Origin of the sequence: Kitasatospora sp. NPDC056531, assembly GCF_042794375.1 — a bacterium.
GTDB lineage: Bacteria > Actinomycetota > Actinomycetes > Streptomycetales > Streptomycetaceae > Kitasatospora.
Map to the genome: position 1 here is coordinate 63,157 of NZ_JBHTTU010000019.1, position 24,979 is coordinate 88,135.

At 72.7% G+C, this 24,979-nt stretch carries 18 protein-coding genes; 12 read left to right on the forward strand and 6 right to left on the reverse strand.

Going from position 1 to position 24,979, the window contains the following annotated elements:
• Positions 1 to 6 precede the first annotated feature (6 nt).
• Positions 7 to 1,650, forward strand: coding sequence for a DUF2079 domain-containing protein (locus tag ACFQ87_RS18750; RefSeq protein WP_380611876.1), 1,644 nt, complete (start codon positions 7 to 9; stop codon positions 1,648 to 1,650).
• A 9-nt stretch (positions 1,651 to 1,659) separates the two neighbouring features.
• On the opposite strand, the gene ACFQ87_RS18755 is transcribed toward ACFQ87_RS18750, so the two are convergent.
• From ACFQ87_RS18755 to ACFQ87_RS18765, 3 genes are all read right to left on the reverse strand, one after another.
• Entirely contained in the window at positions 1,660 to 2,100 is a 441-nt protein-coding gene (locus ACFQ87_RS18755) for a universal stress protein (RefSeq protein ID WP_380611877.1), read from the reverse strand.
• A gap of 97 nt (positions 2,101 to 2,197) precedes the next feature.
• Positions 2,198 to 3,061, reverse strand: coding sequence for a peptidase (locus ACFQ87_RS18760; protein WP_380611878.1), 864 nt, complete (start codon positions 3,059 to 3,061; stop codon positions 2,198 to 2,200).
• A gap of 2 nt (positions 3,062 to 3,063) precedes the next feature.
• On the reverse strand, positions 3,064 to 4,386 hold the full coding sequence (locus tag ACFQ87_RS18765; RefSeq protein ID WP_380611879.1) for a VWA domain-containing protein: 1,323 nt from the start codon (positions 4,384 to 4,386) through the stop codon (positions 3,064 to 3,066).
• A 308-nt stretch (positions 4,387 to 4,694) separates the two neighbouring features.
• Here ACFQ87_RS18765 and ACFQ87_RS18770 point away from each other — a divergent pair, with 308 nt between their 5' ends.
• From ACFQ87_RS18770 to ACFQ87_RS18785, 4 genes are all read left to right on the forward strand, one after another.
• On the forward strand, positions 4,695 to 6,029 hold the full coding sequence (locus ACFQ87_RS18770) for an FtsW/RodA/SpoVE family cell cycle protein (RefSeq protein WP_380611880.1): 1,335 nt from the start codon (positions 4,695 to 4,697) through the stop codon (positions 6,027 to 6,029).
• Positions 6,026 to 7,534 (forward strand): penicillin-binding transpeptidase domain-containing protein, encoded by a 1,509-nt coding sequence (locus ACFQ87_RS18775; protein WP_380611881.1) that lies wholly within the window; start codon positions 6,026 to 6,028, stop codon positions 7,532 to 7,534. Before ACFQ87_RS18770 ends, ACFQ87_RS18775 begins: the two co-directional genes overlap by 4 nt.
• A gap of 178 nt (positions 7,535 to 7,712) precedes the next feature.
• On the forward strand, positions 7,713 to 9,269 hold the full coding sequence (locus tag ACFQ87_RS18780) for an amino acid permease (protein ID WP_380611882.1): 1,557 nt from the start codon (positions 7,713 to 7,715) through the stop codon (positions 9,267 to 9,269).
• 128 nt (positions 9,270 to 9,397) lie between these two features.
• Positions 9,398 to 10,813, forward strand: coding sequence for a glycosyltransferase family 87 protein (locus ACFQ87_RS18785; RefSeq protein ID WP_380611883.1), 1,416 nt, complete (start codon positions 9,398 to 9,400; stop codon positions 10,811 to 10,813).
• A 101-nt stretch (positions 10,814 to 10,914) separates the two neighbouring features.
• On the opposite strand, the gene ACFQ87_RS18790 is transcribed toward ACFQ87_RS18785, so the two are convergent.
• Both ACFQ87_RS18790 and ACFQ87_RS18795 read right to left on the reverse strand, forming a co-directional pair.
• The gene (locus tag ACFQ87_RS18790) at positions 10,915 to 12,684 is read right to left on the reverse strand and encodes a penicillin-binding transpeptidase domain-containing protein (RefSeq protein ID WP_380611884.1); all 1,770 of its coding nucleotides are present in this window, start codon (positions 12,682 to 12,684) and stop codon (positions 10,915 to 10,917) included.
• Between the two features lie 204 nt (positions 12,685 to 12,888).
• On the reverse strand, positions 12,889 to 14,667 hold the full coding sequence (locus tag ACFQ87_RS18795) for a dolichyl-phosphate-mannose--protein mannosyltransferase (protein WP_380611885.1): 1,779 nt from the start codon (positions 14,665 to 14,667) through the stop codon (positions 12,889 to 12,891).
• Between the two features lie 105 nt (positions 14,668 to 14,772).
• On the opposite strand from ACFQ87_RS18795, the gene rsmI reads away from it, so the two are divergent.
• The 7 genes from rsmI to ACFQ87_RS18830 all read left to right on the forward strand — a co-directional run bounded on the left by rsmI (position 14,773) and on the right by ACFQ87_RS18830 (position 22,889).
• Positions 14,773 to 15,642 (forward strand): 16S rRNA (cytidine(1402)-2'-O)-methyltransferase, encoded by an 870-nt coding sequence (gene rsmI, locus ACFQ87_RS18800; protein WP_380611886.1) that lies wholly within the window; start codon positions 14,773 to 14,775, stop codon positions 15,640 to 15,642.
• 235 nt (positions 15,643 to 15,877) lie between these two features.
• Positions 15,878 to 16,303 (forward strand): hypothetical protein, encoded by a 426-nt coding sequence (locus ACFQ87_RS18805; RefSeq protein WP_380611887.1) that lies wholly within the window; start codon positions 15,878 to 15,880, stop codon positions 16,301 to 16,303.
• 188 nt (positions 16,304 to 16,491) lie between these two features.
• Entirely contained in the window at positions 16,492 to 18,111 is a 1,620-nt protein-coding gene (metG, locus tag ACFQ87_RS18810) for a methionine--tRNA ligase (protein ID WP_380611888.1), read from the forward strand.
• Positions 18,111 to 18,989, forward strand: a complete 879-nt coding sequence (locus ACFQ87_RS18815; RefSeq protein ID WP_380611889.1) for a TatD family hydrolase — start codon at positions 18,111 to 18,113, stop codon at positions 18,987 to 18,989. Before metG ends, ACFQ87_RS18815 begins: the two co-directional genes overlap by 1 nt.
• A 97-nt stretch (positions 18,990 to 19,086) precedes the next feature.
• The gene (gene rsmA, locus ACFQ87_RS18820; RefSeq protein ID WP_380611890.1) at positions 19,087 to 20,013 is read left to right on the forward strand and encodes a 16S rRNA (adenine(1518)-N(6)/adenine(1519)-N(6))-dimethyltransferase RsmA; all 927 of its coding nucleotides are present in this window, start codon (positions 19,087 to 19,089) and stop codon (positions 20,011 to 20,013) included.
• The gene (locus ACFQ87_RS18825; RefSeq protein ID WP_380611891.1) at positions 20,010 to 20,930 is read left to right on the forward strand and encodes a 4-(cytidine 5'-diphospho)-2-C-methyl-D-erythritol kinase; all 921 of its coding nucleotides are present in this window, start codon (positions 20,010 to 20,012) and stop codon (positions 20,928 to 20,930) included. Before rsmA ends, ACFQ87_RS18825 begins: the two co-directional genes overlap by 4 nt.
• A gap of 144 nt (positions 20,931 to 21,074) precedes the next feature.
• Complete coding sequence (locus ACFQ87_RS18830) at positions 21,075 to 22,889, forward strand: ABC-F family ATP-binding cassette domain-containing protein (RefSeq protein WP_380611892.1); 1,815 nt, start codon at positions 21,075 to 21,077, stop codon at positions 22,887 to 22,889.
• Between the two features lies 1 nt (position 22,890).
• Here ACFQ87_RS18830 and ACFQ87_RS18835 read toward each other — a convergent pair whose 3' ends face one another.
• Positions 22,891 to 24,774, reverse strand: coding sequence for an FUSC family protein (locus ACFQ87_RS18835; RefSeq protein ID WP_380611893.1), 1,884 nt, complete (start codon positions 24,772 to 24,774; stop codon positions 22,891 to 22,893).
• Between the last annotated feature and the right edge of the window lie 205 nt (positions 24,775 to 24,979).

The following is a 24,979-nucleotide window of genomic DNA, read 5'->3' on the forward strand; positions in this document are numbered from 1 at the left end:
GTCGACGTGACCACCCAGACCACCACCCCGTCGCCGCCCGGGGCCGCCGTACCGGCACCCCGGCGGGCCGCCGTACCGGCCGCTCGTCGGGCGGCAGCCGCCCTGGGCTCGCCGGCCCGCCGTACCGTGCTGCTCGGTGTGCTGTGCTTCGCGGTGACGTGCGCCGTCGGCCTGCAGGGCTGGACCTCCGTCTCGCTCGGCGGTTTCGACCTCGGCATCTTCGACCAGGGCGTGCGCGGCTACGCCCATTTCGGGCTGCCGGTCTCGACGCTGAAGAGCTACCACCACGAGTTCCCGCCGGGGTTCTCGCTGCTGGGCGACCACTTCTCCCCGGTGCTGGCGCTGCTCGCGCCGCTGTACTGGATCTGGGACGACCCGCGCTCGCTGATCATCGGGCAGGCGCTGCTGTTCGCGCTCGGGGTGCCGCTGATCCGACGGATCGCCGCGCACTGCTTCGCCGCTGCCGAACCGCGCACCGCCCGCCGGGCCGCCGACCTGGCCGGGCTGGTCTACGCGCTCGGCTGGCCGCTGCTGGTCGCCGCCCGGGTCGGCTTCCACGAGGTGGCGTTCGCCGTCCCGCTGACCCTGCTGATGCTGGAGCGCGGCCTGGCCCGCCGGTACACGGCGGTGGTGCTCGCCGCGGTGCTGCTGTGCTGCACCAAGGAGGACCTCGGCCTGATGGTCGGCGCGTACGGCCTGGTGCTGCTGCTGCGCACCCGCCGTACCGGGGACCGCACCGGGCGCTTCACCGGGATCGGGCTGCTGCTGGGCGGGCCGGTCGCCTCGGCGGTGGCGATCAAGTGGCTGATCCCGGCGATGGGCGGGGAGCCGGGCTACTACTGGAACTACACGACGCTCGGCGCCGACGGCGGCGACGCCGTGAAGCACCTGCTGCACAACCCGTTCCTGCTGGTGCAGACCGCCTTCGACCAGCCGCTCAAGCCGCTGCTGCTGCTCTGGCTGTTCGGCACGATGTTCCTGCTGCCGCTGCGCTCGGCCACCGCGCTGTGCGCCCTGCCGCTGCTGGCCGAGCGGATCCTCTCCAGCAACCCCAACCACTGGTCGATCGCCCGGCACTACGACTCGATGCTCTGGCCGATCCTGCTGACCGCCGCGATCGAAGTGCTGGGCCGGCTGAGCGCCGCCGAGCGGCCCGGGCGGACCCGCCGACGGGCCCGGCTGCTGGGCCTGGGCACGGCCGGGGTGGCACTGGTGGCGGCCGTACCGATCGGACTGCTGCAGCTGGCGGTGCCGTCCTCCTGGGAGCCCAAGGCGAGCGAGGCCGCGCTGGTCCGGGCGGCCGCGCTGATCCCGGACGGGGCCTCGGTGGAGGCGGACAACCAGATCGCGCCGAGGCTGACCGCGCGGACGGACGTGGTGCTGGTGGACGGGACGCCGCGCGGGCGCGAGTACGTGCTGACCCGCTCCGACAAGCGGTCGTTCCCGTTCAAGACCGACAAGGAGCAGGCCGACCGGATCCAACTGCTGCTGGCGCACGGCTACCGGCAGCTCTGGGCCGAGGACGGGGTGGTGCTGCTGCACCGGGAGGGCAGTGAGCCGGTGCCCGGCGAGCACGTGCCCGGGCCGGGCAGCAAGCCGGTCCAGGACGAGGTGCCGTCCGACGTGGGGCACAACCTGTTCAAGGGCTGACGGCCGCGCTCAGGGCGCCCGGACGATGACCACCGGGCAGGGCGCGTGGTGCAGGCAGTACTGGGCGACGGTACCGAGCGGGGCGTCCGGCGGTGTGGAGTGGCCGCGGTTGCCGAGGACGAGCAGGGCGGCGCCGGTCGCGGCGGCGACCAGGGCGGGGCCGGGCGGCCCGGCCTTGAGGTGGCGGCGCAGCGGGACGGCGAGGTCGGCGGCCGCAGCGGCGAGGTCGGCCGTCTCGGCGAGGATGGCGGCCGCCCGCCGCTCCGGGTCGAAGCCGTCCAGGACGGGCGGGACGAGGCCGTGCTCGCCGTAGAGGCAGGGGAAGTCCCAGACGGCCACCGCCTCCAGCGGGCCGCCGGTGAGGCCGGCCAGGCGGGCCGCCCAGCGGACGGCCGCACGGGCGGGTGCGGAGCCGTCCACGCCGACCACGATCCGGCCGTGGGGCTGCATGCCTTCATCGTTGCAGACCTGCCGCCCGAGCGGGGGAGCCACCGAGGGCCGGCCGGAACGGTGTCCGGCCGGCCCTCCCGTACCCGGGGTTGCGGCGCTACGGGCGGTCGGCGTAGGAGCCGTGCTGGTGCGAGCCCTGGGGCGGGACGGCGCCGTAGTGGCCGGGGCGCCGGCCGCGCGGGTGCCGGGTCAGCTTGTAGCCGAGGACACCGGCGAGGGCGGCCAGGAAGCCGCCGCCGATGGTCCAGTACCAGCGGCTGTTCCAGCCGGAGAACCAGCCGGTGTACCAGTGCTCCTTCTGGGCCACCGGGGCCGCCGCCTTGGCCGTGCTCGCGCCGCCGCCGACCGGCGGGACCAGCGGGGCCTTGAGCTCGCCGCCCTCCGGCTGGGCGTTGTCGGCGTTGCCCTTGGCGCTGACGTGCAGCTGGGCGCCGGCGGGCAGGCCGAGGTCGGGCTGCGGGGCGTCGGTGACCGAGAGCCGGACGTAGTAGGTGCCGGGCAGCGGGTCGCCGGACCACGGCTCGGCCCAGGTGCGGACCTCGCGCAGGGTGCAGCTGAGCGCCAGGGAGCCGGCACTCTGGTCGCCGGTGGCGTTCTGGGTGCCGGCGGTGCAGGCCTGGCGGCGGCGCAGCCCGTCGAAGACCTCGACGGTCCAGGTCTGCGGGCCGTGCCGGTCGGTCGAGGGGGCCAGGTTGACGGTCAGGTTGACCGTCGGGGTCTGGCCCTCGGAGGCGCCGAACGCCCAGTACAGGTAGTCGCCGGTGGAGGCGGCGACGTTGGCGTCCTGGCCGGGGGAGAGGTTGACCGCGGTCAGGAATGAGGTGCCGGCCTTGGTGGCCGGGGCCGGGGTGCCGCCGGCGCTCGCCGTGGGCGAGGGCGCGGCGGAGGCGGCCGGGGCGCCCAGCGCGAGGGCGGGCAGCAGGGCGAGGGCGGCGAGGGCGCCGCGGATCGTCGTACGCATGGTCAGTTCTCCCGCCAGACGGCGATGCGCCAACGTGCGATCCAGCCGGAGACCAGGCCGAAGACCAGGCCGGACAGGGTGAGGGTGAGCAGCAGGATCCAGCCGCGGCCGAGGCCCATCGCGGCGCCCTCGGGGGCGGGCGAGGAGGAGGCCAGGTCGACGGTCAGCTCCAGCGGCATGCCGGGGTCGGTGTGCACGCCGGCCTGCGGGGCCAGCGAGTTGCTGACGACCAGGCAGACGGTGGTGTCCGGCTTGTCCTTGGCCGAGGAGGTCGGGCTCGCGGTGACGTAGCCCTTGGAGTCGTCGGTGGACCAGCGCAGACCGGTGGAGATCACGTCGGTGCGGGTGCTGCTGGCGTCGGTGCCGCGGACGAGTTCCTGGCCGGTGGCGCTGGTGGCCTGGAGCAGGACGCCGTAGTCGCGGTTCACCGCGCGGTCGAGCCCCACGCTGACCGAGGCGCGCAGCTCCTGGCCGGCCTTGACCGGGACCTTGTAGACGCGGTGCTCGGAGAACTTCTCGCGGTCGCTGTAGACGCCGGGGGTGAGCACCGGGGCGCTCTCGCACTTGTCGGTGCCGGTGGTCTGGACCGGGTTGACGGTGTAGGTGTCGTCGTTGCGGTCGATCAGCTGCTTCACCTTGTCGGTGAGCTGCTGCGGGCTGCGGACGTCGGTGTAGGTGCCGCCGGTCGCGTTGGCGATGCAGAGCAGCTGCTGGCGGGTCTTGTCGTCGTGTGCCAGGCCGAGGGTGTCGACCACCAGGTGGATGCCCTGGGCGGCGAGTTCGCGGGCCACGTCGCACGGGTCCGGCGGGGCGCAGTCGTCCTCGCCGTCGGTGATCAGGACGATCCGGCGGGTGGCCTCGCCCTTGCCGAGGTCCTGGGCCGCGCCGCGCAGGGCCAGGCCGATCGGGGTCCAGCCGGTGGGGCGCAGGGTGGCGACCGCGGTCTTGGCCTCGACCTTGTTGGTCTTGCCGACCGGGAAGAGCTGCTTGGTGTCCTGGCAGCCGATGGTCTTGTCGTTGCCGGGGTAGCTGGCACCGAGGGTGCGGATGCCGAACTCGGCCTCCGGGGGCAGGGCGTCGATCACCTCGTTGAGCGAGTTCTGGGCCACCGAGATGCGACTCTTGCCCTGGATGTCGGCGGTGTTCATGGAACCGCTGACATCCAGGATCAGGTCGACCTTGGGGTTCTCCTTGGGCGCGGATGGGGCGCCGGCTGATGGTTCGTCGGCATGGGCGGGCAGGCCGAGGAGCAGCGAGGCGCCCGTTATCGCCAGGGCGGCCAGCAGGCTGCCGAGCCTGGTCTTCGGTCGTCGTCCGGTAGTCACGCGCCAGATCCTAGGGATCATCAGTTCGTCAAGGCCAAACGGGACCGGACGGTGCACCTGCCCGCCCTGGCGTGAACTCCGGCGCGTGGAGAGCGGATTACCGGGCGCCGCGCTCACGCCGGTCTCATCCGGGACGGGTCGCCCTGCGACAATGGCGGACACACCGCAATGAATAACCAATACATATGGATAGCGCTCGTTAGGGTGACGAATCCGGCCACGGGCGCCGCCGCACCGGCACCCGGACCCGGTCGGCTTGTTCGACTCCCCGCCTCCCCTCAGGACGGTCCGTGGCGACACCCTCCGCCGTGACGAGATCCGCCGCCCGGCCCGCCCGGCCGGTGCCGACCAGGCGCGCCACCGAGCTGTTGCTGGTGCTGACCGCCGTCCTGGCCGCCGTGTTCGGCTACATCGAGGTCGGCGTCAACCTGGACGGCACGGTGCCGGCCGACGCGGCCCAGTACGGCGCCGCGCTGGGCGTGCTGGCGCTGGCGGCGCACGCCGTCGTCCGGTGGCGGGCCCGGTACGCGGACCCGCTGCTGCTGCCGATCGCCGTGCTGCTCAACGGGATCGGGCTGGTGGTGATCTACCGCCTCGACCGGGTCACCCCGGGCCGGGCCGCCGCCTCCACCCAGCTGCTCTGGTCCGGCCTGGGGGTGGCGCTGTTCACCGGCGTGGTGCTGCTGGTGCGCGACCACCGGCGGCTGCAGCGCTACGCCTACCTCGGGGCGCTGGTGGCGCTGGTCCTGATGGTGCTGCCGATCTTCTTCCCGCCGGTGTACGGCTCGCGGATCTGGATCGTGATCGGGCCGCTCTCCTTCCAGCCGGGGGAGTTCGCCAAGATCCTGCTGGCCGTCTTCTTCGCCGCCTACCTGGCGGTGCACCGGGACGCGCTGGCGCTGACCGGCCGCCGGGTCTGGCGCTGGCAGCTGCCGCTCGGGCGGGTGCTCGGGCCGGTGCTGATGATCTGGGCGGTCTTCGTCGGCGTGCTGGTGCTGGAGACCGACCTCGGCACCTCGCTGCTCTTCTTCGGCCTGTTCGTGGTGATGCTCTACGTGGCCACCGCGCGCACCGGCTGGATCGCGATCGGGCTGGGCCTGGCGGCGGTCGGCGCGGTGACGGTGGGCTGGCTCTCGCCGCACGTGCACAGCCGGGTGACGGACTGGCTGGACCCGCTGGGCTCGATCGCGGCGGGCAAGGGCGCCAACCAGATCGCCCAGTCGCTGTTCGCCTTCGCCTGGGGCGGCCAGCTGGGCACCGGGCTGGGCAGAGGGCACTCGGTGCTGATCGGCTTCGCCGCCAAGTCGGACTTCATCCTCGCCACCATCGGCGAGGAGCTCGGCCTGACCGGGCTGATCGCGGTGTTCCTGTTGTACGCGGTGCTGATCTCGCGCGGGTTCCGCACCGGCATCGCGCTGCGCGACCCGTTCGGGCGGCTGCTGGCGATCGGGCTGGCGGCGATCGTCGGGCTGCAGGTGTTCGTGGTGGCGGGCGGGGTGCTGGCGCTGATCCCGCTGACCGGGATGACCATGCCGTTCATCGCCCAGGGCGGCTCCTCGGTGGTGACCAACTGGATCATCGTCGCGCTGCTCGTCCGGATGAGTGACGACGCCCGGCGGCCCGGGCCGGAGGTGGGCCGATGACGCGGATCCGGTTGAAGGGGAACGGTCCGCAGGGGCTGCCCGGGATCTCGGTCACCGGGCGCCGGGCGGCCACCTTCTGCCTGCTGCTGGTCGCGGCGCTGTGCGTGCAGGCCACCCGGGTGCAGGTGTTCGAGGCCAAGGAACTCGACCACAACAGCGCCAACCAGCGCCTCACCATCGAGCGCTACGCCCAGCCGCGCGGGAACATCCTGGTCGGCGCCGAGACCGTCACCGGATCCCGGGCCACCGGCGGCCGCTACGCGTACAAGCGCACCTACACCGACGGCCCGACCTACGCCGCCGTCACCGGCTTCGCCTCCCAGGCGTACGGCACCACCCAGCTGGAGGGCACCGAGGACGACCTGCTGGCCGGCACCGACGGCCGGCTGACCGGCTGGTCGCTCTGGGACGCGATCGCCCGTCGGCAGAACCCCGGCGGGGACGTCTACACCACCATCGACCGGGCCGCCCAGCAGGCCGCGATGCGCGGGCTCGGCCGGCAGAAGGGCGCGGTGGCCGCGATCGAGCCGGCCACCGGGCGGATCCTGGCGCTGGCCAGCACCCCCTCCTACGACCCGGGCGACTTCGCCGGCTCCTCCGGCTCCGACCAGACGGCCTGGAACCGGCTGCAGGCCGACTCCGACCAGCCGATGCTCAACCGGGCGCTGCGCCAGACCTACCCGCCGGGCTCGACCTTCAAGGTGGTCACCGCCGCGGCCGCGCTCGCGAGCGGGGTGGTCACCGACCCGGACACGCCGACCGGGGCGCCGTTCCCGTACGTGCTGCCCGGGACGACCACGCCGCTGGTCAACGACAGCGCGGTCTGCGACCGGCCCGGCCTGTCGCTGGACGCCGCGATGACGGCCAGCTGCAACAGCGTGCTGGGCTACCTCGGGGTGCGGACCGGGTTGGAGACGATGACGGCCACGGCCGAGGGCTTCGGCTTCAACGACCCGAAGCTGGACCTGCCGGTCCGTCCGGCCCGGTCCAACTTCGACACCGCGATGGACCAGTCGCAGCTGGCGCTCTCCTCGATCGGGCAGTTCGACACCGCGGCCACCCCGTTGGTGATGGCGATGGTCGCGGCCGGGGTCGCCAACAACGGGACGGTGATGCGTCCACAGCTTGTGGACAAGCTGACCAGGACCGACGGCACCGTGGTGCAGCTGATGAAGCCGCAGGTGTACAAGCGGGCGCTGACCCCGGGGGTGGCCGGGCAGGTGCAGCGGCTGATGACCGACGTGGTCGAGAACGGCACCGGCGGCAACGCCCGGATCGCCGGGGCGGTGGTCGGCGGCAAGACCGGCACCGCCCAGCACGGCGTGGACAACAGCGGGACGCCGTACGCCTGGTTCATCTCCTGGGCCAAGCCGGCCGGCTCGGACGCGGTGCCGCCGGTCGCGGTGGCCGTGGTCGTCGCGGACAGTGACGCCACGGACGTCACCGGTGGCGCGCTGGCCGCGCCGATCGCCCGGTCGGTGATGCGGGCGGTGCTCGGCCGCTGACCTGGACAGGGCCACTGACCTGCTCTTTTATCTGATGTCCAATAAATCCGCCGCGTGCGAAGTGTCCGGTTTGTGATGTCTGGTGCGCCGATTCGTACAATGCGCTGATCGGTATTGTTTGTTTGCGACACTGGTGCCTTCGCGGGGTACTGTCCGATGTTTGTTCGGTTGGTCCCCGATGGCACCGCCCGGTACCGCGGGTGACCGGCCACTAGGACACCCTCCCCCGCCTAGAAGGACCGCAGTTTTGGCCAGCAACACCCTTGGTGCGCGTCTGCTGCGACGCAAGCCCGTCTCGACCCTGATCGCGGAGAGCGAGGGCCACGGCCTTCCGGCCGGCGCACCCGAGGAGGGCGGACGCTCCGGCATCCACCTGCGCCGCTCCATCGGACTCTGGCAGCTGTCCGCGATCGGCATCGGCGCCACCATCGGCACCGGCATCTTCTTCGTGCTCAACAGCGCGGTGCCGGACGCCGGGCCGGCCGTCATCCTGTCCTTCGTGATCGCCGCGGTCACCGCCGGACTCACCGCGCTCTGCTACGCCGAGATGGCCTCCGCGATCCCGGTCTCCGGCTCCTCGTACTCCTACGCCTACGCCACCCTCGGCGAGGGCGTCGCCTTCGGCGTCGGCATCTGCCTGCTCATGGAGTACGGCGTCTCCGCCTCCGCGATCGCGGTCAGCTGGGCCGAGTACCTGAACAAGTTCCTGGACCTGGCCTTCGGGTTCAAGATCCCCGAGCAGATCTCCGGCGCGCCGGACAGCACCCACTGGTTCAACCTGCCGGCGCTGCTGCTGGTCGCGATGGTCTGCTTCCTGCTGATCCGCGGCGTCAGCGAGTCGGTGAAGGTCAACGCGGCCATGGTCGGGATCAAGATCCTCATCCTGCTGCTCTTCATCGGCGTCGCGCTCACCGGCTTCCACTCCGGCAACCTGACCCCGTTCATGCCGCTCGGCATCGGCGGCGTGCAGGTCGCCGCGTCCAGCATCTTCTTCTCCTTCATCGGCCTGGACGCCGTGTCCACCGCCGGTGAGGAGGTCAAGAACCCGCGCCGCACCATGCCGATGGCGATCATCATCTCGCTGGTCGTGGTGACCCTGCTCTACATCCTGGTAGCGCTGGCCGGCATCGGGGCCCAGCCGTGGCAGCAGTTCAAGGGGCAGGAGGCCGGGCTCGCCCAGATCCTCCAGGACATCACCGGCCAGAGCTGGCCCGCGATGGTCTTCGCGATCGGCGCGATCATCTCGATCTTCAGCATCACCCTCGTGGTGATCTACGGCCAGACCCGCATCCTGTACTCGATGGGCCGCGACGGCATGCTGCCCAAGCGCTTCGCCGAGCTCTCCCCGCGCACCGGCACCCCGGTCTGGAACACCCTCGTGGTCGGCGTCGGCGTCGGCGCGCTGGCGGCCTTCATCCCGCTGAACATCCTGGCCGACATCACCAGCCTCGGGACCCTCATCGCCTTCTCGGTGGTCTCCATCGGCGTGATCGTCCTGCGCCGCACCCAGCCCGACCTGCCGCGCGGCTTCAAGGTGCCCGGCTACCCGGTCGTCCCGCTGCTCAGCGTCGGCTTCTGCATCTACCTGATCACCGGCCTGCACGCCGACACCTTCCGGGCCGGCGCGATCGCCCTCGCCGTCGCCGTGGCGGTCTACTTCGGCTACAGCATCAAGCACTCCAAGCTGGAGCGGACCGGGCAGCAGCCCCTTCCGGTCGACAGCTCGACCGGCTGACCAAGCCGTTATCCAATCGTGAAGGGCCGCCGCTCGGTACGACACCCGGCGGCCCTACGCGCGTAGCGTCCCGACCGGTGCCGACCGCCATGGCGACAGGGCCCGGCTGGCACCCATAACCTTCCACCATGGTGAGCACCCGCACGCCCGGCTTCTCCCGCCCGCGCGGCCGCTTCACCGGCCGCGCCAGAACGCCGGCCCAGACCGTCAGCGCCGAAGGGCCGTCCAGACCCGGACGGCCCCCCAGAGGCTCCTCCGCCCGGCCGGTCCCCCGCCAGCGCGGCGAGAGCACCTTTCCGCCCACGCTGGACCGGTGGAATCCCGCCCGGCTCGCCTCGGTGCCCTCCGTCCAGCTGCTCGGCTGTCTGATCGCGGCCGGCTGGGCCGCCGCCTTCCCGCTCGTCTCCGACCTGCCCAACCAGCGGCTGTGGGGCCTCGTCGCGGCCCCCGCCTACCTCCTGGCCGGGCTGCTCTGCCTCACGCTGCCGCGCCGCTACGCCCCCCAGATGGCCGCCGCGATCGCCCTCGTCGGCGCCGTGTTCGCACCGCTCGGACTGCTCGCCGTCACCGGCCGCCACCAGTCCGAGGTCATGGTGGTCGAACGCTCGGCCCACCTGCTGCTCACCACCGGCGACGCGTACCTGCCGCACCCGGTGATCGTCACCGACTACAACCCGTACCTGCCGGCGATGGCCCTGTTCGGGCTGCCGCGCCAGCTGCTCGGCAACTCCACCGCCTTCGCCCGGGTCGCCGGGGACGCCCGGATCTGGTTCGCCCTCACCTTCGTCGTCTGCCTGCTGGCGGTCTGGCGGTTGCTGCGGCCCTCCCGCCCCTCCGGCGGCGAGCCGCGCGTGCCGCTGCTGCCGCTGGCCGTCCTCACCGCCTCGCCGCTGATAGCGCTCGCCCTGGCCGTCGGCGGGGTCGACCTGCCGCTGATCGGGGTCTGCTGCCTGGCCATGGCTCTCGCCGAGCGCGACCGCACGGTCGGCGCCGGACTGGTGCTCGCCCTCGCCTGCAGCCTCAAATGGACCGCCTGGCCGGCCCTGCCGGTGGCCGTGCTGCTGCTCTGGCGGCTGTACGGGCGCCGGCCCGCCGCCCGCACCGCGCTGATCGGGGTCGGGGTGAGCGCGGCGGTGATCCTGCCGTCCGTCCTGACCCAGCCGGACCAGATGCGCGACCAGGTGGTGCGCTTCCCGCTCGGGATGACCGCGATCCGCACCCCGGCCGGCAGCCCGCTGCCCGGCAAGGTGCTGGCCGGCTTCGGGCCGACCGGGCACTCCATCTCGCTGGCGCTGATGACGATCGCCCTGATCGGGGTGGCGATCTGGCTGCTGGCCCGGCCGCCGGTCTCCGCGATCGCCGCCGCCGACCTGCTGGCCGCAGGGCTCGCGATCGCCTTCGCGCTCGCCCCGGCCGGGCGGTTCGGGTACCTGGCGCTGCCGGTCGTCCTGGTGATCTGGCCCCGGCTGGCGGCCCGGCGCTGGACCAGCCGCCGCCCGGTCCCGCCCCGCCCGCTGGCGGAGCCCGCGCTGCCGCGCCGCTGAGCGCCGGACGCACCGGGCCCGCTCGGCCGTGACGGCCGAGCGGGAGGGTGATTCGCCCGCTCGCCTCCGGGCGCTCGGACCCGGTGGTGGCTACGACGGGATCAGTGGCTGCCCGCCGCCTTGAGCAGCGAGGCGACCGCCGGGCCGGCCGCGTCGACGCCGTGGCCGCCGCCCTGGACCTCGGCGGCGACCGCGAGGTTGCCGCGGAAGGCGGTGAACCAGCTGTTGGTGGTGGAGGCGCCCTGGACCTCGGCGGATCCGGTCTTGGCGCCCGCGTTGTCGGTGATCCCGGCCATCACCTGGCTGGCCGTCCCGCCGACGGCGGTGGCGTTCATCATCGCGCGCAGCTTGGCGGCGACGTCCGGAGAGATCTGGCGGGCCGCGGGCTGCTGCGGCAGACCGGCGACCAGGATGGGCTGCTTGAAGGCGCCGCTCTGGACGGTCGCGGTGATCGAGGCGATGGCCAGCGGGTTCATCTGGACCTTGCCCTGGCCGATGTAGTTCATGGCCTGCTCGTCCTTGCTGCCCGGGGTCGCCGGGATCTTGCCGTCGGCGTTCGGCAGGCCGGTCTTCCACTCCATGCCGATGCCGTACACGTCCTTGGCGGTGCTGGACAGCGTCTCGGGCTTGAGGCTGGTCAGGCCCTGGTTGATGAAGGCCGTGTTGCAGGACACCATGAAGTCCTGCTGGAGGGTGTTGTTCGGGAAGGCGCCCGGGAAGTCGTTCGGGATCGCCACCGGGTTGCTGCTCTTCTCCGGGCAGGCCACCACGGTGTCCGGGTTGACCCCGGCCTCCAGCAGGGCCGTCGAGGTGACGATCTTCATCGTCGAACCGGGTGCGAGCAGGCCGGCGAAGGCCCGGTTCTGGCCGGTGGCCGGCGCGTTGGCGAAGGCCAGCACCTGGCCGGTGCTCGGCTCGATCGCGACGATGGAGCCGGACTTGCCGCCCAGGTCGGTCATCGCCTTCTCGGCGGCGGCCTGGACGGTGTTGTCGATGGTCACCTTGAACGGCTTGCCGGGCTTCGGCTCGACGATGGTGAACAGCTTGTCCGGGGTGGTCTTGCCGGACGGGTCGGTGATCACCACCGCGCTGCCCGCGTCCTGGTCCTTGTTCGGGTCCGGCGGCAGCAGCTTGCGGGCGTTGTCCTGCAGGGTGCTCATCAGCGCCGGGGTGAGCGAGGCGCCCTGCAGCGGCTTGCCGTTGCGGTCCACCACGGTGGACGGCGGGGAGAAGACCTGCTGGGTGGCGATCGTCTCGTTGCCGGACAGGTGCGGGTGGATCACCGAGGGCGCCCAGTGCACGGCCGGGGTGTTGTCGCTCATCTTCACGACACCGAGGAAGCCGTTGTAGTCCCACACCCGGCTGGTGCCTTCGAACTCGGCGCGGGCCTTGAAGCCCATCAGCACGCCGGTGGGCCCGGGGGTGGCGGTGGCGGACGGCGAGTCGGTGGCACCGGGGGTGCCGGTCGCGGACGGGGTCGCCGAGGCCGCGCCGGTGGGCTTGGCCGGGGTGGGGGTGCCGGTGGCCGAGGCGAAGGCCTGCGGGGTGGCCGGACCGGCCGGGGTCAGGGTCAGCGCGCTCGGCTTCACCTGGTCCTTGAAGGCCGTCAGCGCCGTGGTGGCCGCGGCCGGGTCGTCCGTCAGCGAGGCCGCCTTGGCGATGTCGCCGGACGCCCAGGCGGCCAGGAAGTCCTTCGCGCCGTTCGCCGCCTGATCGGCCGAGGGGGGGTCGGCCACCACCGTACGGGGCTTCTTGCCGTCGGAGGACCCGGAGTCCGAGCCGCCCATCAGGCTGTACGCGCCGTAACCGCCGCCCGCGAGGACGACGATGGACACGCCGGTGATGATGCCGATCTTCGCGCCACTGCGCATGGTGCAGTTCCCCCAGGGGTCTCGCGGGCGGGCGCAACCGGCCGGGCCGGAAACGCGGTACCTCCCCACCCTAGGCAGGGCGGAACAGTACGCCGACGAAACGCCCGGGACTTGTGACGGATCTGGTACGTGTCGTGCACCGCGTACGGACGATTCGGGGGTGTCGTGTGGACGCGCCCGGCCGTCCCGGAACAGGCCGCGGGCTCAGATCCAGCTGTTGAACCACATCCGGGCACGCCAGTCGTCCAACGGGATGGTCTGCCCGGTGAACAGCGGGAAGAAGTAGAGGAAGTTCCAGACGATCAGCAGCACCAGCAGGCCGGCCGTCGTCGAGCCGATGATCCGGCGGTCCCGGGAGGCTCCGGGCGGCCCGATCAGGGCGCCGACCAGCATCGTCACCGCGAGCACCAGGAACGGGACGAAGACCACCGCGTAGAAGAGGAAGATCGTCCGCTGCTGGTAGAGGAACCACGGCAGGTAGCCGGCCGCCAGGCCGCACAGCAGCGCGCCGGCCCGCCAGTCCCGCCGGAACGCCCAGCGCCACAGGCAGTAGACCAGCGCCACCACGGCCGTCCACCACAGCAGCGGGGTGCCGATGCCCAGCACCTCGCGGGCGCAGTCGGCGGCGGTGCAGCCGTTCTGGCCGAACTTCGGGGACTCGTAGTAGAAGGAGACCGGGCGGCCCAGCACCAGCCAGGACCAGGGGTTGGACTGGTAGGTGTGCGGGTCGGTCAGGTGGGTGTGGAACTCGTAGACCGTCGAGTGGTAGTGCCACAGGGCGCGCAGGCCCTCGGGTATCCACGGGTAGTCGGTGGAGCGGCCGACCGCCCAGTCCCGACCCCAGCCGCCCTGGCCGGGCGCGTTGCTGCTGGCGAACCAGCCCCACCAGGAGGCGATGTAGACGGCCAGCGAGACCACGACGACCGACACGAAGGCCGGCACCACGTCCCGGGCCAGCACCGCCAGGTACGGGCGCGGGGCGCCGGCCAGCCGGCGGGCGCCGACGTCCCACAGCACGGTCATCACGCCGAAGGCCGCCGCCACGTACAGGCCGCTCCACTTGGTGGCGCAGGTCAGGCCGACGCAGACACCGGCCGCGATCCGGTACGGGCGCCAGCCCAGGTTGAGCCGCTGGGCGAGCGCCGGGTTCTCCAGGCCGTCGAGCCTCGCCGCCAGCCGGGCCCGGGTGTGGTCGCGGTCCAGCAGGAGGAAGCCGAAGGCGGCGACGATCCAGAACATCACCACCAGGTCGAGCAGGGCGGTCCGGCTGAGCACCAGGTGCAGGCCGTCCACGGAGAGCAGCAGGCCGGCCACGCAGCCCAGCAGGGTCGAACGGAACATCCGGCGGGCGATCCGGGCCAGCATCAGCACCGACAGGGTGCCGAGCAGCGCCACCGCGAACCGCCAGCCGAAGGGGTTCATGCCGAACAGCTGCTCGCCCGCGCCGATGATCCACTTGCCGACCGGCGGGTGCACCACGTACGAGGGCGTCGGGCGGTACGGGACGGCCGCGCCCGGGGTCATGATCGTCGTGTTGGCGTCCTCCGGCCAGCTGATCTCGTAGCCGCCGTGCCAGAGCGCGTAGGCGTCCTTGGCGTAGTACGTCTCGTCGAAGATGATCGCGTGCGGCTGGCCGAGGTTGGTGAACCGCAGCAGCCCGGCGAACACCGCCACGGCGATCGGGCCCAGCCAGCCGGACCAGCGGCACAGGAAGTACCAGAGGCCCTGCGGCAGCGAGATCCCCAGCCGCAGCAGCAGCGGCGACTGCGGCACGTCGCGGCCGGTCACCCCGGGGCCGTCCGGCATCGGCGGGACCAGACGCTCGGTGAGCGTCGCGGTCGGGCGGGTGCGGTAGCCGTGGCGGGCCAGGCGCTCCCGCCAGCTCAGGGGTGACTCGGGTGAGCGGGGGGACGGCAGGTCGACACCGCCCTGCGCGGAGTGGTCCGTACCAGTGGGCGTCTGCGCCGCCGTGTCGCCGTTCATCCGCCACATCGTAGGGGCGCTCCTCGTACGTGTGACCGGTCCCTCGGAAGCTGCCCGAATCATCACCAAACGCCCCGGCCGCCCGGAGCTGGAAGGATGGGACCCGTGACAGGAGTACTCGTTCTCGCAGGCACCCCCATCGGCGACGTCTCGGACGCCCCGCCCCGGCTGCTCACCGAGCTGGCCACGGCCGACGTCATCGCGGCCGAGGACACCCGGCGGCTGCGCCGGCTCACCCAGGCGCTCGGGGTGACCCCGGCCGGGCGGGTCGTCTCCTACTTCGAGGGCAACGAGGTCGCCCGCACCCCCGAGCTGGTCGAGGCGCTGCTCGGCGGCGCCCGGGTGCTGCTGGTCACCGACGCCGGGATGCCCTCCGTCTCGGACCCCGGCTACCGGCTGGTCGCGGCGGCCGTCGAGGCCGACGTCAAGGTCACCGCGGTGCCCGGTCCGTCGGCCGTACTCACCGCGCTCGCGCTGTCCGGCCTGCCGGTCGACCGCTTCACCTTCGAGGGCTTCCTGCCGCGCAAGACCGGCGACCGGGCCCGGCAGCTGGCCTCGGTCGCCGCCGAGCCGCGCACCATGGTCTTCTTCGAGGCGCCGCACCGGATCGCCGAGGCGCTGGCCGCGATGGCCGAGGCGTTCGGGCCCGAGCGGCCGGCCGCCGTGTGCCGCGAGCTCACCAAGACCTACGAGGAGGTCAAGCGCGGGCCGATCGGCGAGTTGGCGGCCTGGGCGGCCGAGGGCGTCAAGGGCGAGATCACCGTCGTGGTCGCGGGCGCCCCGCCGGCCGCACCGCAGGAGCTGACCCCGGCCGAGCTGGCCCGGCTGGTGGCCGTCCGGGAGGAGGCCGGGGAGCGGCGCAAGGAGGCCATCGCGGCGGTCGCGGTCGAACTCTCCGTGCCCAAGCGGGACGTCTTCGACGCCGTCGTGGCGGCCAAGAAGGACGGCTTGAACGAGGCTTTGAAAAAGGGGTGAATTCCGGGGGTTGCGTGGCGGGCGGGGAGTCGTACCTTGGAGGGAAGGCCCCGGTAAACGCCCGCTGAGCTGAAGCTTCGGCCGTGGTTTCCGGGTTGCGGAAGGCCTTTCGTATAGGACTTCCCAACCCGCATCCAAGTCTTCACAAGAAGGGCGTCGGCCGGGGCGGTCCGGGCATTTCCTGGAATGGAAAGACCCAGCCGGGCGAGCGCCCGACGGGCACTGGGAGACGGCTATGAGCGAGACGATCGGTAGCCCCCGCAGTGGCAACGCACTGAGCGCACCCGGCCTGGCCGGGCGGCCGCACACTCCCGTCGAGACCGTACGGGAGGCCTACTCCTTCGCGTGCCTGCGCTGCGGGTACGGCTGGGAGCAGGCGTACGACATCGAGCACCACGTCGCCAAGGACGGCCACATCGTGTTCGAGTACCACGCCAACGGTGTCCGGGTACCGTCCCCGCTGCTCAAGCCGACCTGCCCGGGATGCGGTGGACACACCGTCCGGATCATGCGCGAGGGCCGGGTGGCCGTCGCCGACCAGCCCCGGCAGCACGCTCCCGGCTACCCGGCGCACGCCGAGCCGGCCGGGGCGCCCCCGGTGCCCGGGCCCGAGAAGCCGCGCGGACGCTGGGCCCGGTTCTGGTCGCGGCTGTTGGGCTGAGGCCCGAGTGCGGGCACGGGGAGCGCGACCGGGGCCGCCCGCCGCGAGCAGTGCGGTGGGCGGCCCGTCCGGGCGCGCGGGGTGATCGGGAGGTTCGGTCCGGTCCGGTCGGGTGCGCGGGGTGATCGGTCGGGTGCGCGGGTAATGCGGTCGAGGCGGGCGTTCGGGCCCGACTAAGCTTTCCGACCATGGCGGCCACTGCAGAACACAGCACCACCGGGACGAGCGCCCCGGCGTACTACGTCTCCACCCCGATCTACTACGTCAACGACCGACCCCACCTGGGCCACGCGTACACCACGGTGGCGGGCGACGTCCTCACCCGCTGGCACCGCCAGCGCGGCGAGAAGGTGTGGTACCTGACCGGCACCGACGAGCACGGTCAGAAGATCATGCGGACCGCCGAGGCCAACGGCGTCAGCCCGCAGGAGTGGTGCGACAAGCTGGTCGAGGAGGCCTGGAAGCCGCTCTGGGAGCACCTGGAGATCGCCAACGACGACTTCATCCGCACCACCCAGGAGCGGCACACCGCCCGGGTGCAGGAGTTCGTCCAGGACCTGCACGACAAGGGCGAGATCTACAAGGGCGGCTACTCCGGCCCGTACTGCGTCGGCTGCGAGGAGTACAAGCTCCCCAACGAGCTGCTGGACGGTGCCACCGAGGGCGAGAAGCTCTGCCCGATCCACAAGAAGCCGGTCGAGTGGCTGGAGGAGGAGAACTACTTCTTCCGCCTCTCCGCGTACGGCGAGAAGCTGCTGGAGTTCTACGCCGAGAACCCCGGCTTCATCGCTCCCGAGTCCGCCCGCAACGAGGTGCTGCGCTTCGTCGAGCAGGGCCTGCAGGACCTCTCGATCTCCCGCTCCACCTTCAACTGGGGCGTGCCGCTGCCCTGGGACGAGAAGCACGTCCTCTACGTGTGGGTGGACGCGCTGCAGAACTACATCACCGCGGCCGGTTACGGCAGCGACCCGGAGCGCTTCGCCGAGCTGTGGCCCGCCTCCGTCCACCTGGTCGGCAAGGACATCCTCCGCTTCCACGCGGTCATCTGGCCCGCCATGCTGATGGCCGCCGGCCTGCCGCTGCCCAAGCGGGTCGTCGCCAACGGCTGGCTGATGGTCGGCGGCGAGAAGATGTCCAAGTCCAACCTGACCGGCATCGCGCCCACCGACCTCACCTCGCACTTCGGCGTGGACGCGTACCGCTACTACTTCCTGCGGGCGATCCCGTTCGGCACCGACGGCTCGTTCTCCTGGGAGGACTTCACCGCCCGGTACACCTCCGAGCTGGCCAACGACTTCGGCAACCTGGCCTCCCGGGTCGCCGCGATGGTCGGCAAGTACTTCGGCGGGGAGCTGCCGGCCTCGGCCGCGCACGGTGACGCCGAGCAGGCGATCGCGGACGGGCTCCGCGCGGCCGTCGAGACGGCCGACCGGAAGATCGGCGAGGAGCTGGACTTCGCCGGCGGCCTGGCGGCGATCTTCGAGTTCGTCAAGCAGGTCAACGGCTACCTCACCGAGCAGGAGCCCTGGAAGGTCGCCAAGGACGAGTCGGCGGAGGGGCAGGCCCGCCTGGCCACCATCCTCTACACAGCCGCCGAGGCGCTGCGCGGCACCGCCGTCCTGCTCAACCCGGTGATGCCGTCCACGGCCGAGAAGCTGTGGGACTCGCTGGGCGCCGCCGAGGGCCTCGGCGCGCTCGCCGCGCAGACCGTCGCCACCGCCGGTGACTGGGGCCGGCTGCCCGCCGGTGCCACCGTCACCAAGGGCGAGATCCTGTTCCCGCGCCTGGAAGAGAAGCCGGCCTCCTGATGCCCGCCAAGGACGACGACCGGTCGACCCCGCCGCCGCTGCCGGAACCCCTGGCCGTGGCGGTGGCCGACTCGCACACCCACCTCGACATGCAGGCCGGCACCCCGGCCGAGGGACTGGCCCGGGCCGCCTCGGTCGGGGTCACCACGGTGGTCCAGGTGGGCTGCGACGTGCCCGGCTCGCGCTGGGCCGCCGAGCTGGCGGCCCGGTACGAACAGGTGCACGCGGCCGTCGCCCTGCACCCCAACGAGGCGCCGCGGATCTTCCTCGGCGACCCGGACGGCTGGTCCGGGCAGCAGCGCCCCGCGGGCGGCCAGGCGGCGCTGGACGAGGCGCTCGCCGAGATAGACGCCCTGGCGGCGCTGCCGCAGGTGCTCGCCGTGGGCGAGACCGGCCTGGACTACTTCCGCACCGGGCCGGAGGGCGTGGAGATCCAGAAGGAGTCGTTCCGCCGCCACATCGAGATGGCCAAGCGGCACGGCAAGGCCCTGGTCATCCACGACCGGGACGCCCACGAGGACGTCATCGCCGTCCTGCTGGCCGAGGTCGCCCCCGAACGGACGATCTTCCACTGCTACTCCGGCGACGCCGAGATGGCCAAGGTCTGCGCCGAGCACGGCTGGTACCTCTCCTTCGCCGGCCCGGTCACCTTCAAGGCCAACCAGCCGCTGCGCGACGCCCTGCTCGCCACCCCGCTGGACCGGGTCCTGGTCGAGACCGACGCCCCCTTCCTCACCCCGCACCCGTACCGGGGACGGCCGAACGCCCCGTACCTCATCCCGGTCACGGTGCGGTCGATGGCCGCCACTTTGGGGCTGCACGAGGACGAGCTGTCGGCGGCGATCGCGGAGAACACCGCGCGGGCCTTCGGGTACTGAGCGGGTCGAAGAAACGATTCGCCCCTCGGGTCCTCCGGATCGACCCGGCCAAGGGGCGTCGAACTCCGACCGCCTCCCGCGCCCGTATCCTTGGCCCGTGAGCACCACCGACCCCACCCCTGACAGCCACCTGCTGGGCGCCGCCGACATCCGGGAGCTGGCGGCCGCGTTCGGCGTGAAGCCGACCAAGCAGCGCGGGCAGAACTTCGTCATCGACGGCAACACCGTGCGGCGGATCGTCCGGGCCGCCGACGTGACGGAGCAGGACGCGGTGGTGGAGGTCGGGCCGGGGCTCGGATCGCTGACGCTGGCGCTGCTGGAGGTCGCGCGGCACGTCACGGCGGTCGAGATCGACCCGGTGCTCGCGCAGCACCTGCCGGACACCGTCGCCGCCCGGATGCCCGGCCGGGTGGACTCCTTCGACCTGGTGTTCAGCGACGCCATGGAGGTCACCGAGCTGCCCGGGCCGGCGCCCACCGCGCTGGTCGCCAACCTGCCGTACAACGTCGCCGTGCCCGTCCTGCTGCACATGCTGGCGACCTTCCCCAGCATCGAGCGGACCCTGGTGATGGTGCAGAGCGAGGTCGCCGACCGGCTCGCCGCCAAGCCCGGCAACAAGGTCTACGGCGTCCCGTCGGTCAAGGCCAACTGGTACGCCGACGTGAAGCGGGCCGGCGCCATCGGGCGCAACGTGTTCTGGCCCGCCCCCAACGTCGACTCCGGCCTCGTCTCGCTGATCCGCCGCGAGCCGCCCAGGACCAGCGCCAGCCGCGAGGAGGTGTTCGCGGTGGTCGACGCCGCGTTCGCCCAGCGGCGCAAGACCCTGCGTGCCGCGCTGGCCGGCTGGGCCGGCTCCGCCGCCGGGGCCGAGCAGGCGCTCGCGGCCGCCGGGATCGACCACAAGCTGCGCGGCGAGATGCTGACGGTGGAACAGTTCGCCGCGATCGCCGAGCACAAGCCCGCCAAGTCCGCCGAGACTGCCGAGACTGCCAAGTCCGCCGAGACTGCTGAGGACAGCGTGTGATCACCGTACGGGTGCCGGCCAAGGTCAACGTCCAGCTCGGGGTCGGCGGACTGCGCGCCGACGGCTTCCACGACCTGGCCAACGTCTTCTTCGCCGTCGCGCTCGGCGACGAGGTCACCGCCTCCGAGTCGTCCGAGGGCGTCACGCTGTCCTGCTCCGGGCCGGACGCCGCGTCCGTCCCGCTGGACGACAGCAACCTCGCCGCCCGCGCCGCCCGGCTGCTCGCCGCCCACCACGGGATCGCCGACCCCGGAGTCCACCTGCACATCGCCAAGGCCATCCCGGTCGCCGGCGGCATGGCCGGCGGGAGCGCCGACTGCGCCGCCGCGCTGGTCGCCTGCGACGCGCTGTGGAAGCTGGACACCCCCGTCGAGACGCTGCTGGAACTGGCCGCCGAACTGGGCTCCGACGTGCCCTTCGCCCTGGTCGGCGGCGTCGCGCTGGGCCGCGGCCGGGGCGAGATCCTGGAACCGCTCGCCGTCTCCGGCACCTTCCACTGGGTCTTCGCGGTCGCCGAGGGCGGCCTGTCCACCCCCGCCGTCTTCCGCGAGTGCGACCGGCTGCGCGAGGAGGCCGGCACCGGCTCCAGCGACACCGACGTCCCCACCCCCGACGCCGACCCGGCCCTGGTCACCGCCCTCGCCGAAGGCGACGCCGTCGCCCTGGCCGCCGCGCTCGCCAACGACCTCCAGCCCGCCGCGCTCTCGCTGCGCCCCGCGCTGGCCGCCACCCTGCGGGCCGGCACCGAGGCCGGCGCGCTCGGTGCCCTGGTCTCCGGCTCCGGGCCGACCTGCGCCTTCCTGGTCAAGGACGCCGACGCGGCCACCGCCGTCGCCGAGGCGCTGCGGGCCTCCGGCACCTGCCGGACCGCGCACGCCACGTACGGGCCGGTGCCGGGGGCCTCGGCGGCGTCGTAACGCCGTAGTCGCCGGGGCCTCGGCCCGTCAGTGGGGTGTCGGCCCGCCCATTAGGCTGGGGTGATCGGGGAGTCCCCGAGAGGAGCGCCCCCGCCACTGACGGCGGGCCGCCCCGCGACCGCCGAACCCAGGAGCGCAGCACACGTGGCCGTCAACCTCGCCACCATCGAGTCCGTCACGAAGGTCTACGGCACCCGCACCCTGCTGGACGCGGTGAGCCTGGGCGTGAGCGAGGGCGACCGGATCGGCGTCGTCGGCCGCAACGGCGACGGCAAGACCACCCTGATCCGGATGCTCGCCAAGCTGGAGGAGCCCGACGGCGGCCGGATCACCTGGAACGGCGGCCTCGAACCGGCCGTCCTCACCCAGCACGACTCGCTCGACCCGAAGGCCACCATCCGGCACGAGGTCATCGCCGACCGCGCCGACCACGAGTGGCTCGGCGACGCCCGCATCCGCGACATCATCGAGGGCCTCTTCGGCGGCCTCGACCTGCCCGGCTTCGCCGACGGCCTGGACACCGTCATCGGCCCGCTCTCCGGCGGCGAGCGCCGCCGGATCGCCCTCGCCAAGCTGCTGCTCGGCTCGCCCGAGCTGATCATCCTGGACGAGCCCACCAACCACCTCGACGTCGAGGGCATCAACTGGCTCGCCCAGCACCTGCAGAAGCGCCGCTCCGCGCTGGTCTGCGTCACCCACGACCGCTGGTTCCTCGACCAGGTCTGCACCCGGATGTGGGACGTCCAGCACGGCGACGTGCACGAGTACGAGGGCGGCTACTCCGACTACGTCTTCGCCCGCGCCGAGCGCTCCCGGATCGAGGCCGTCGAGGAGCAGAAGCGCCAGAACCTGGCCCGCAAGGAGCTGGCCTGGCTGCGCCGCGGCGCCCCCGCCCGCACCTCCAAGCCGCGCTACCGGATCGAGGCGGCCAACGCCCTGATCGCGGACGTGCCGGAGCCGCGGGACAGGAGCGAGCTGATGAAGTTCGCCAACGCCCGGCTCGGGAAGACGGTCTTCGACCTGGAGAACGTCACCGTGACGGCCGGCCCCAAGCTGCTGCTGGAGAACCTCACCTGGCAGCTCGGCCCCGGCGACCGGATCGGCCTGCTCGGCGTCAACGGCGCCGGCAAGACCTCGCTGCTGCGTGCCATGCGGGACGCGTACGCCTCCGAGGGCGACGTGCAGCCGACCTCCGGTGTGGTCAAGGTCGGCAAGACCGTGCGACTGGCCTACCTCTCCCAGGAGGTCGCCGAGCTCGAGCCGGAGACCCGGGTGCTGCAGGCCGTCGAGCAGATCCGCTCCCGGGTCGACCTCGGCAAGGGCCGGGAGATGAGCGCCGGGCAGCTGTGCGAGCAGTTCGGCTTCGGCAAGGACAAGCAGTGGACGCCGGTCGGCGACCTCTCCGGCGGCGAGCGGCGGCGGCTGCAGCTGCTGCGGCTGCTGATGGACGAGCCCAACGTGCTGTTCCTGGACGAGCCGACCAACGACCTGGACATCGAGACGCTCAACCAGCTGGAGGACCTGCTCGACGGCTGGCCCGGCTCGATGATCGTCATCAGCCACGACCGCTTCTTCATCGAGCGCACCACGGACGTCGTGTACTCGCTGCTCGGCGACAAGAAGATGCGGATGCTGCCGGGGGGCGTCGACGAGTACCTGGAGCGGCGGGCCCGGATGGCGGCTCTTGCGGCTGCTGCCGCTCCCGCTGCGCCGGCTGTTGAGGCCGCCGCCGCTGCCGGGCTGTCCGGCGGGGACCTGCGGGCGGCGAAGAAGGAGATGCAGAAGCTGGAGCGGCAGATCGCCAAGCTGGACGAGAAGGAGTCCAAGCTGCACGCCCAACTCGCCGAGCACGCCGCTGACTTCTCCAAGGTCGCGGAGCTGGACGGGCAGCTGCGCGCCGTCCGGGAGGAGAAGGAGGAGCTGGAGATGAGCTGGCTGGAGCTGGCCGAGCAGGTCTGAACTACCCCTTCTTCAGGAGCGTTTCGAGCTCGTCCGCCGCACGGCCCAGCGCGCTGAGCGCGGGGTCGTGCGGCGCCGTCGGACGCACCGCCGGCCGCGTCGGCGGGCGGTGCTCCCGGGCGGCGGCGGTCAGTTCGTCCAACGCCCGGCGGACCCGCTCGGTCTCCGCGGGATCGGGCACCCGGCCGCCGTACCGGATCTGCGCGGCGAAGGCCGCCACCGCGCCGCCCAGCCGCTCCAACGCGGCGGTGGCCGGCAGCCACTGCTCGGCCAGCCGGCCCGTGGGCGGCGGTTCGGCCAGGCCCTGCCGCACCTCCTGGCGGGCGTCCGCCAGCGAACGGTAGGCGGTGCGACGCAGCCAGACCTGGGCCCGGCCGTCCTGGGTGGTGGCGTCGAGGTAGGCGCGCAGGGCCGTGGTCGCGGCCACCAGCCGGGGCTCGATGCGGTGGCGCGGGCGCTCGGGCCACAACAGGTAGCCGAAGAGCAGCACGACCGCGCTGGCGAGCACGGTGTCCAGCACCCGCGGCCAGAACTCCGCAGCGCTGCTCTGGCCGCCGAGTTGCAGCAGGACCAGCGCCATCGGGGTCATCACCACCGTGTTCAGCCCGTAGTGCGCGGCGGTGGCGTACGGCAGCAGCGCGACGCACAGCGCGGCCATCGCGGTCAGCGCCCACCTCTCGGTGGTCAGCGACAGCAGCGCCGCCGTGACCACCACACCCAGCACCGTGCCGATCGCACGGCTCACCGCGCGCAGGAACACCGAACCCAGGTCCGGCTTCAGCACGAAGGCGATCGTCATCGGCACCCAGTAGCTCTTGCTGAGCGGATAGTTGGCGGTCACCACCGCGCCGACGGCGATGCACAGCGCGACGCGCAGCCCGTACCGGACGGAGGGACGCGACAACAGCCGTGCGCGCAGCCGCCACGGGTCGGGCGGGGGCGCGGGGGCGGTGCCGATCCGCGTCGTGCGGCCGGCGACGGTGTCGGCGGCGGCACGCAGCGCCACGTCCAGCGCCTGCCGCGCGGGGGTGTCGGGCCGCCAGTCGGGCACCGCGACCTCGCCGCCGCCCTGCCGTACGGCGGCCGCCAGGCGCCCAGGGACCTCGGCCACCTCCGGCGGGACGGGGCGCCAGGCCCACAGCAGGCCGGTCGCGGCCTCGGTGGCGGCGAGGGCGGCCTCGTACATGCGGTACAGGGCTTGCTGGTTGGTTCGGTGGGCCGGGTCCGGGAGTAGATCCTGGAGCTGGTTCAGGCGGGCGGTCAGTACCTGGCGCGAGGCGGCGCCCTGCGGGGTGCCCAGATCCGCGAGGGTGCGACCGAGCGCCTCGTAGACGGCGGCCAGCGCGCGGTTGCGGGGGTCGGAGCCGGACCGGTGATCGGCTCTCACTGGTAGGCCCAGCAGGACGACCAGCGCCGCGCCCGCCGACATCATCGGCGCCGCCGCCCACCACGGATGCGGCGGCGGCATCCCACTGCCCAACGCGGCCGACACCAACAGCAGCATCCCGGCCGCCGAACCACGCGGGCCGGTCGCACTCAACACCCCGGAGGCGAAGGCGGTGAGCGTCAGCGCGCCGCCGAGGACGGTGGCGCTCGCGTGGGCGTGCTGCAAGGCCGTACCGATCAGCATGCCGAGAGCGGAGGCGAACACGGCGGTGGCGATGCGGGTGGCGCGCTGGTACGCCGGCTCCGCACGGTCGTTCATCGTCGCGTGCATCGCGCCCAGCCCGGCGAACACCCCGAGATCCAGCCGGTGCGTCAACAGGCCGGCCGTCAGCGGTACCGCCATGCCGAGCGCGGCGCGGGCCATCGGCGCCAACGGCAGCGGAGGGCGGGCAGGTCGCACGGCGCGGGCCCACCAGGGTGTCGGCTTGCTCGGAGGCATACGGGGTCACGTCCGTTCTGCGGCCTCGGGTCGCTGCTGTGCGACATTGCGCGGCAGATGGGGCGTACCGGGTCAGTCTACCCAGCGGCCTGGTGGTCGGCTGTACGTGTCAAGTTCGTACCGATCGTGCACGGGCGGGCCATGGGCCCTGCCAGCCCGACAGAGGTGGTGGCTACGATGACAGAGGCGGATACCGCCCACAGGG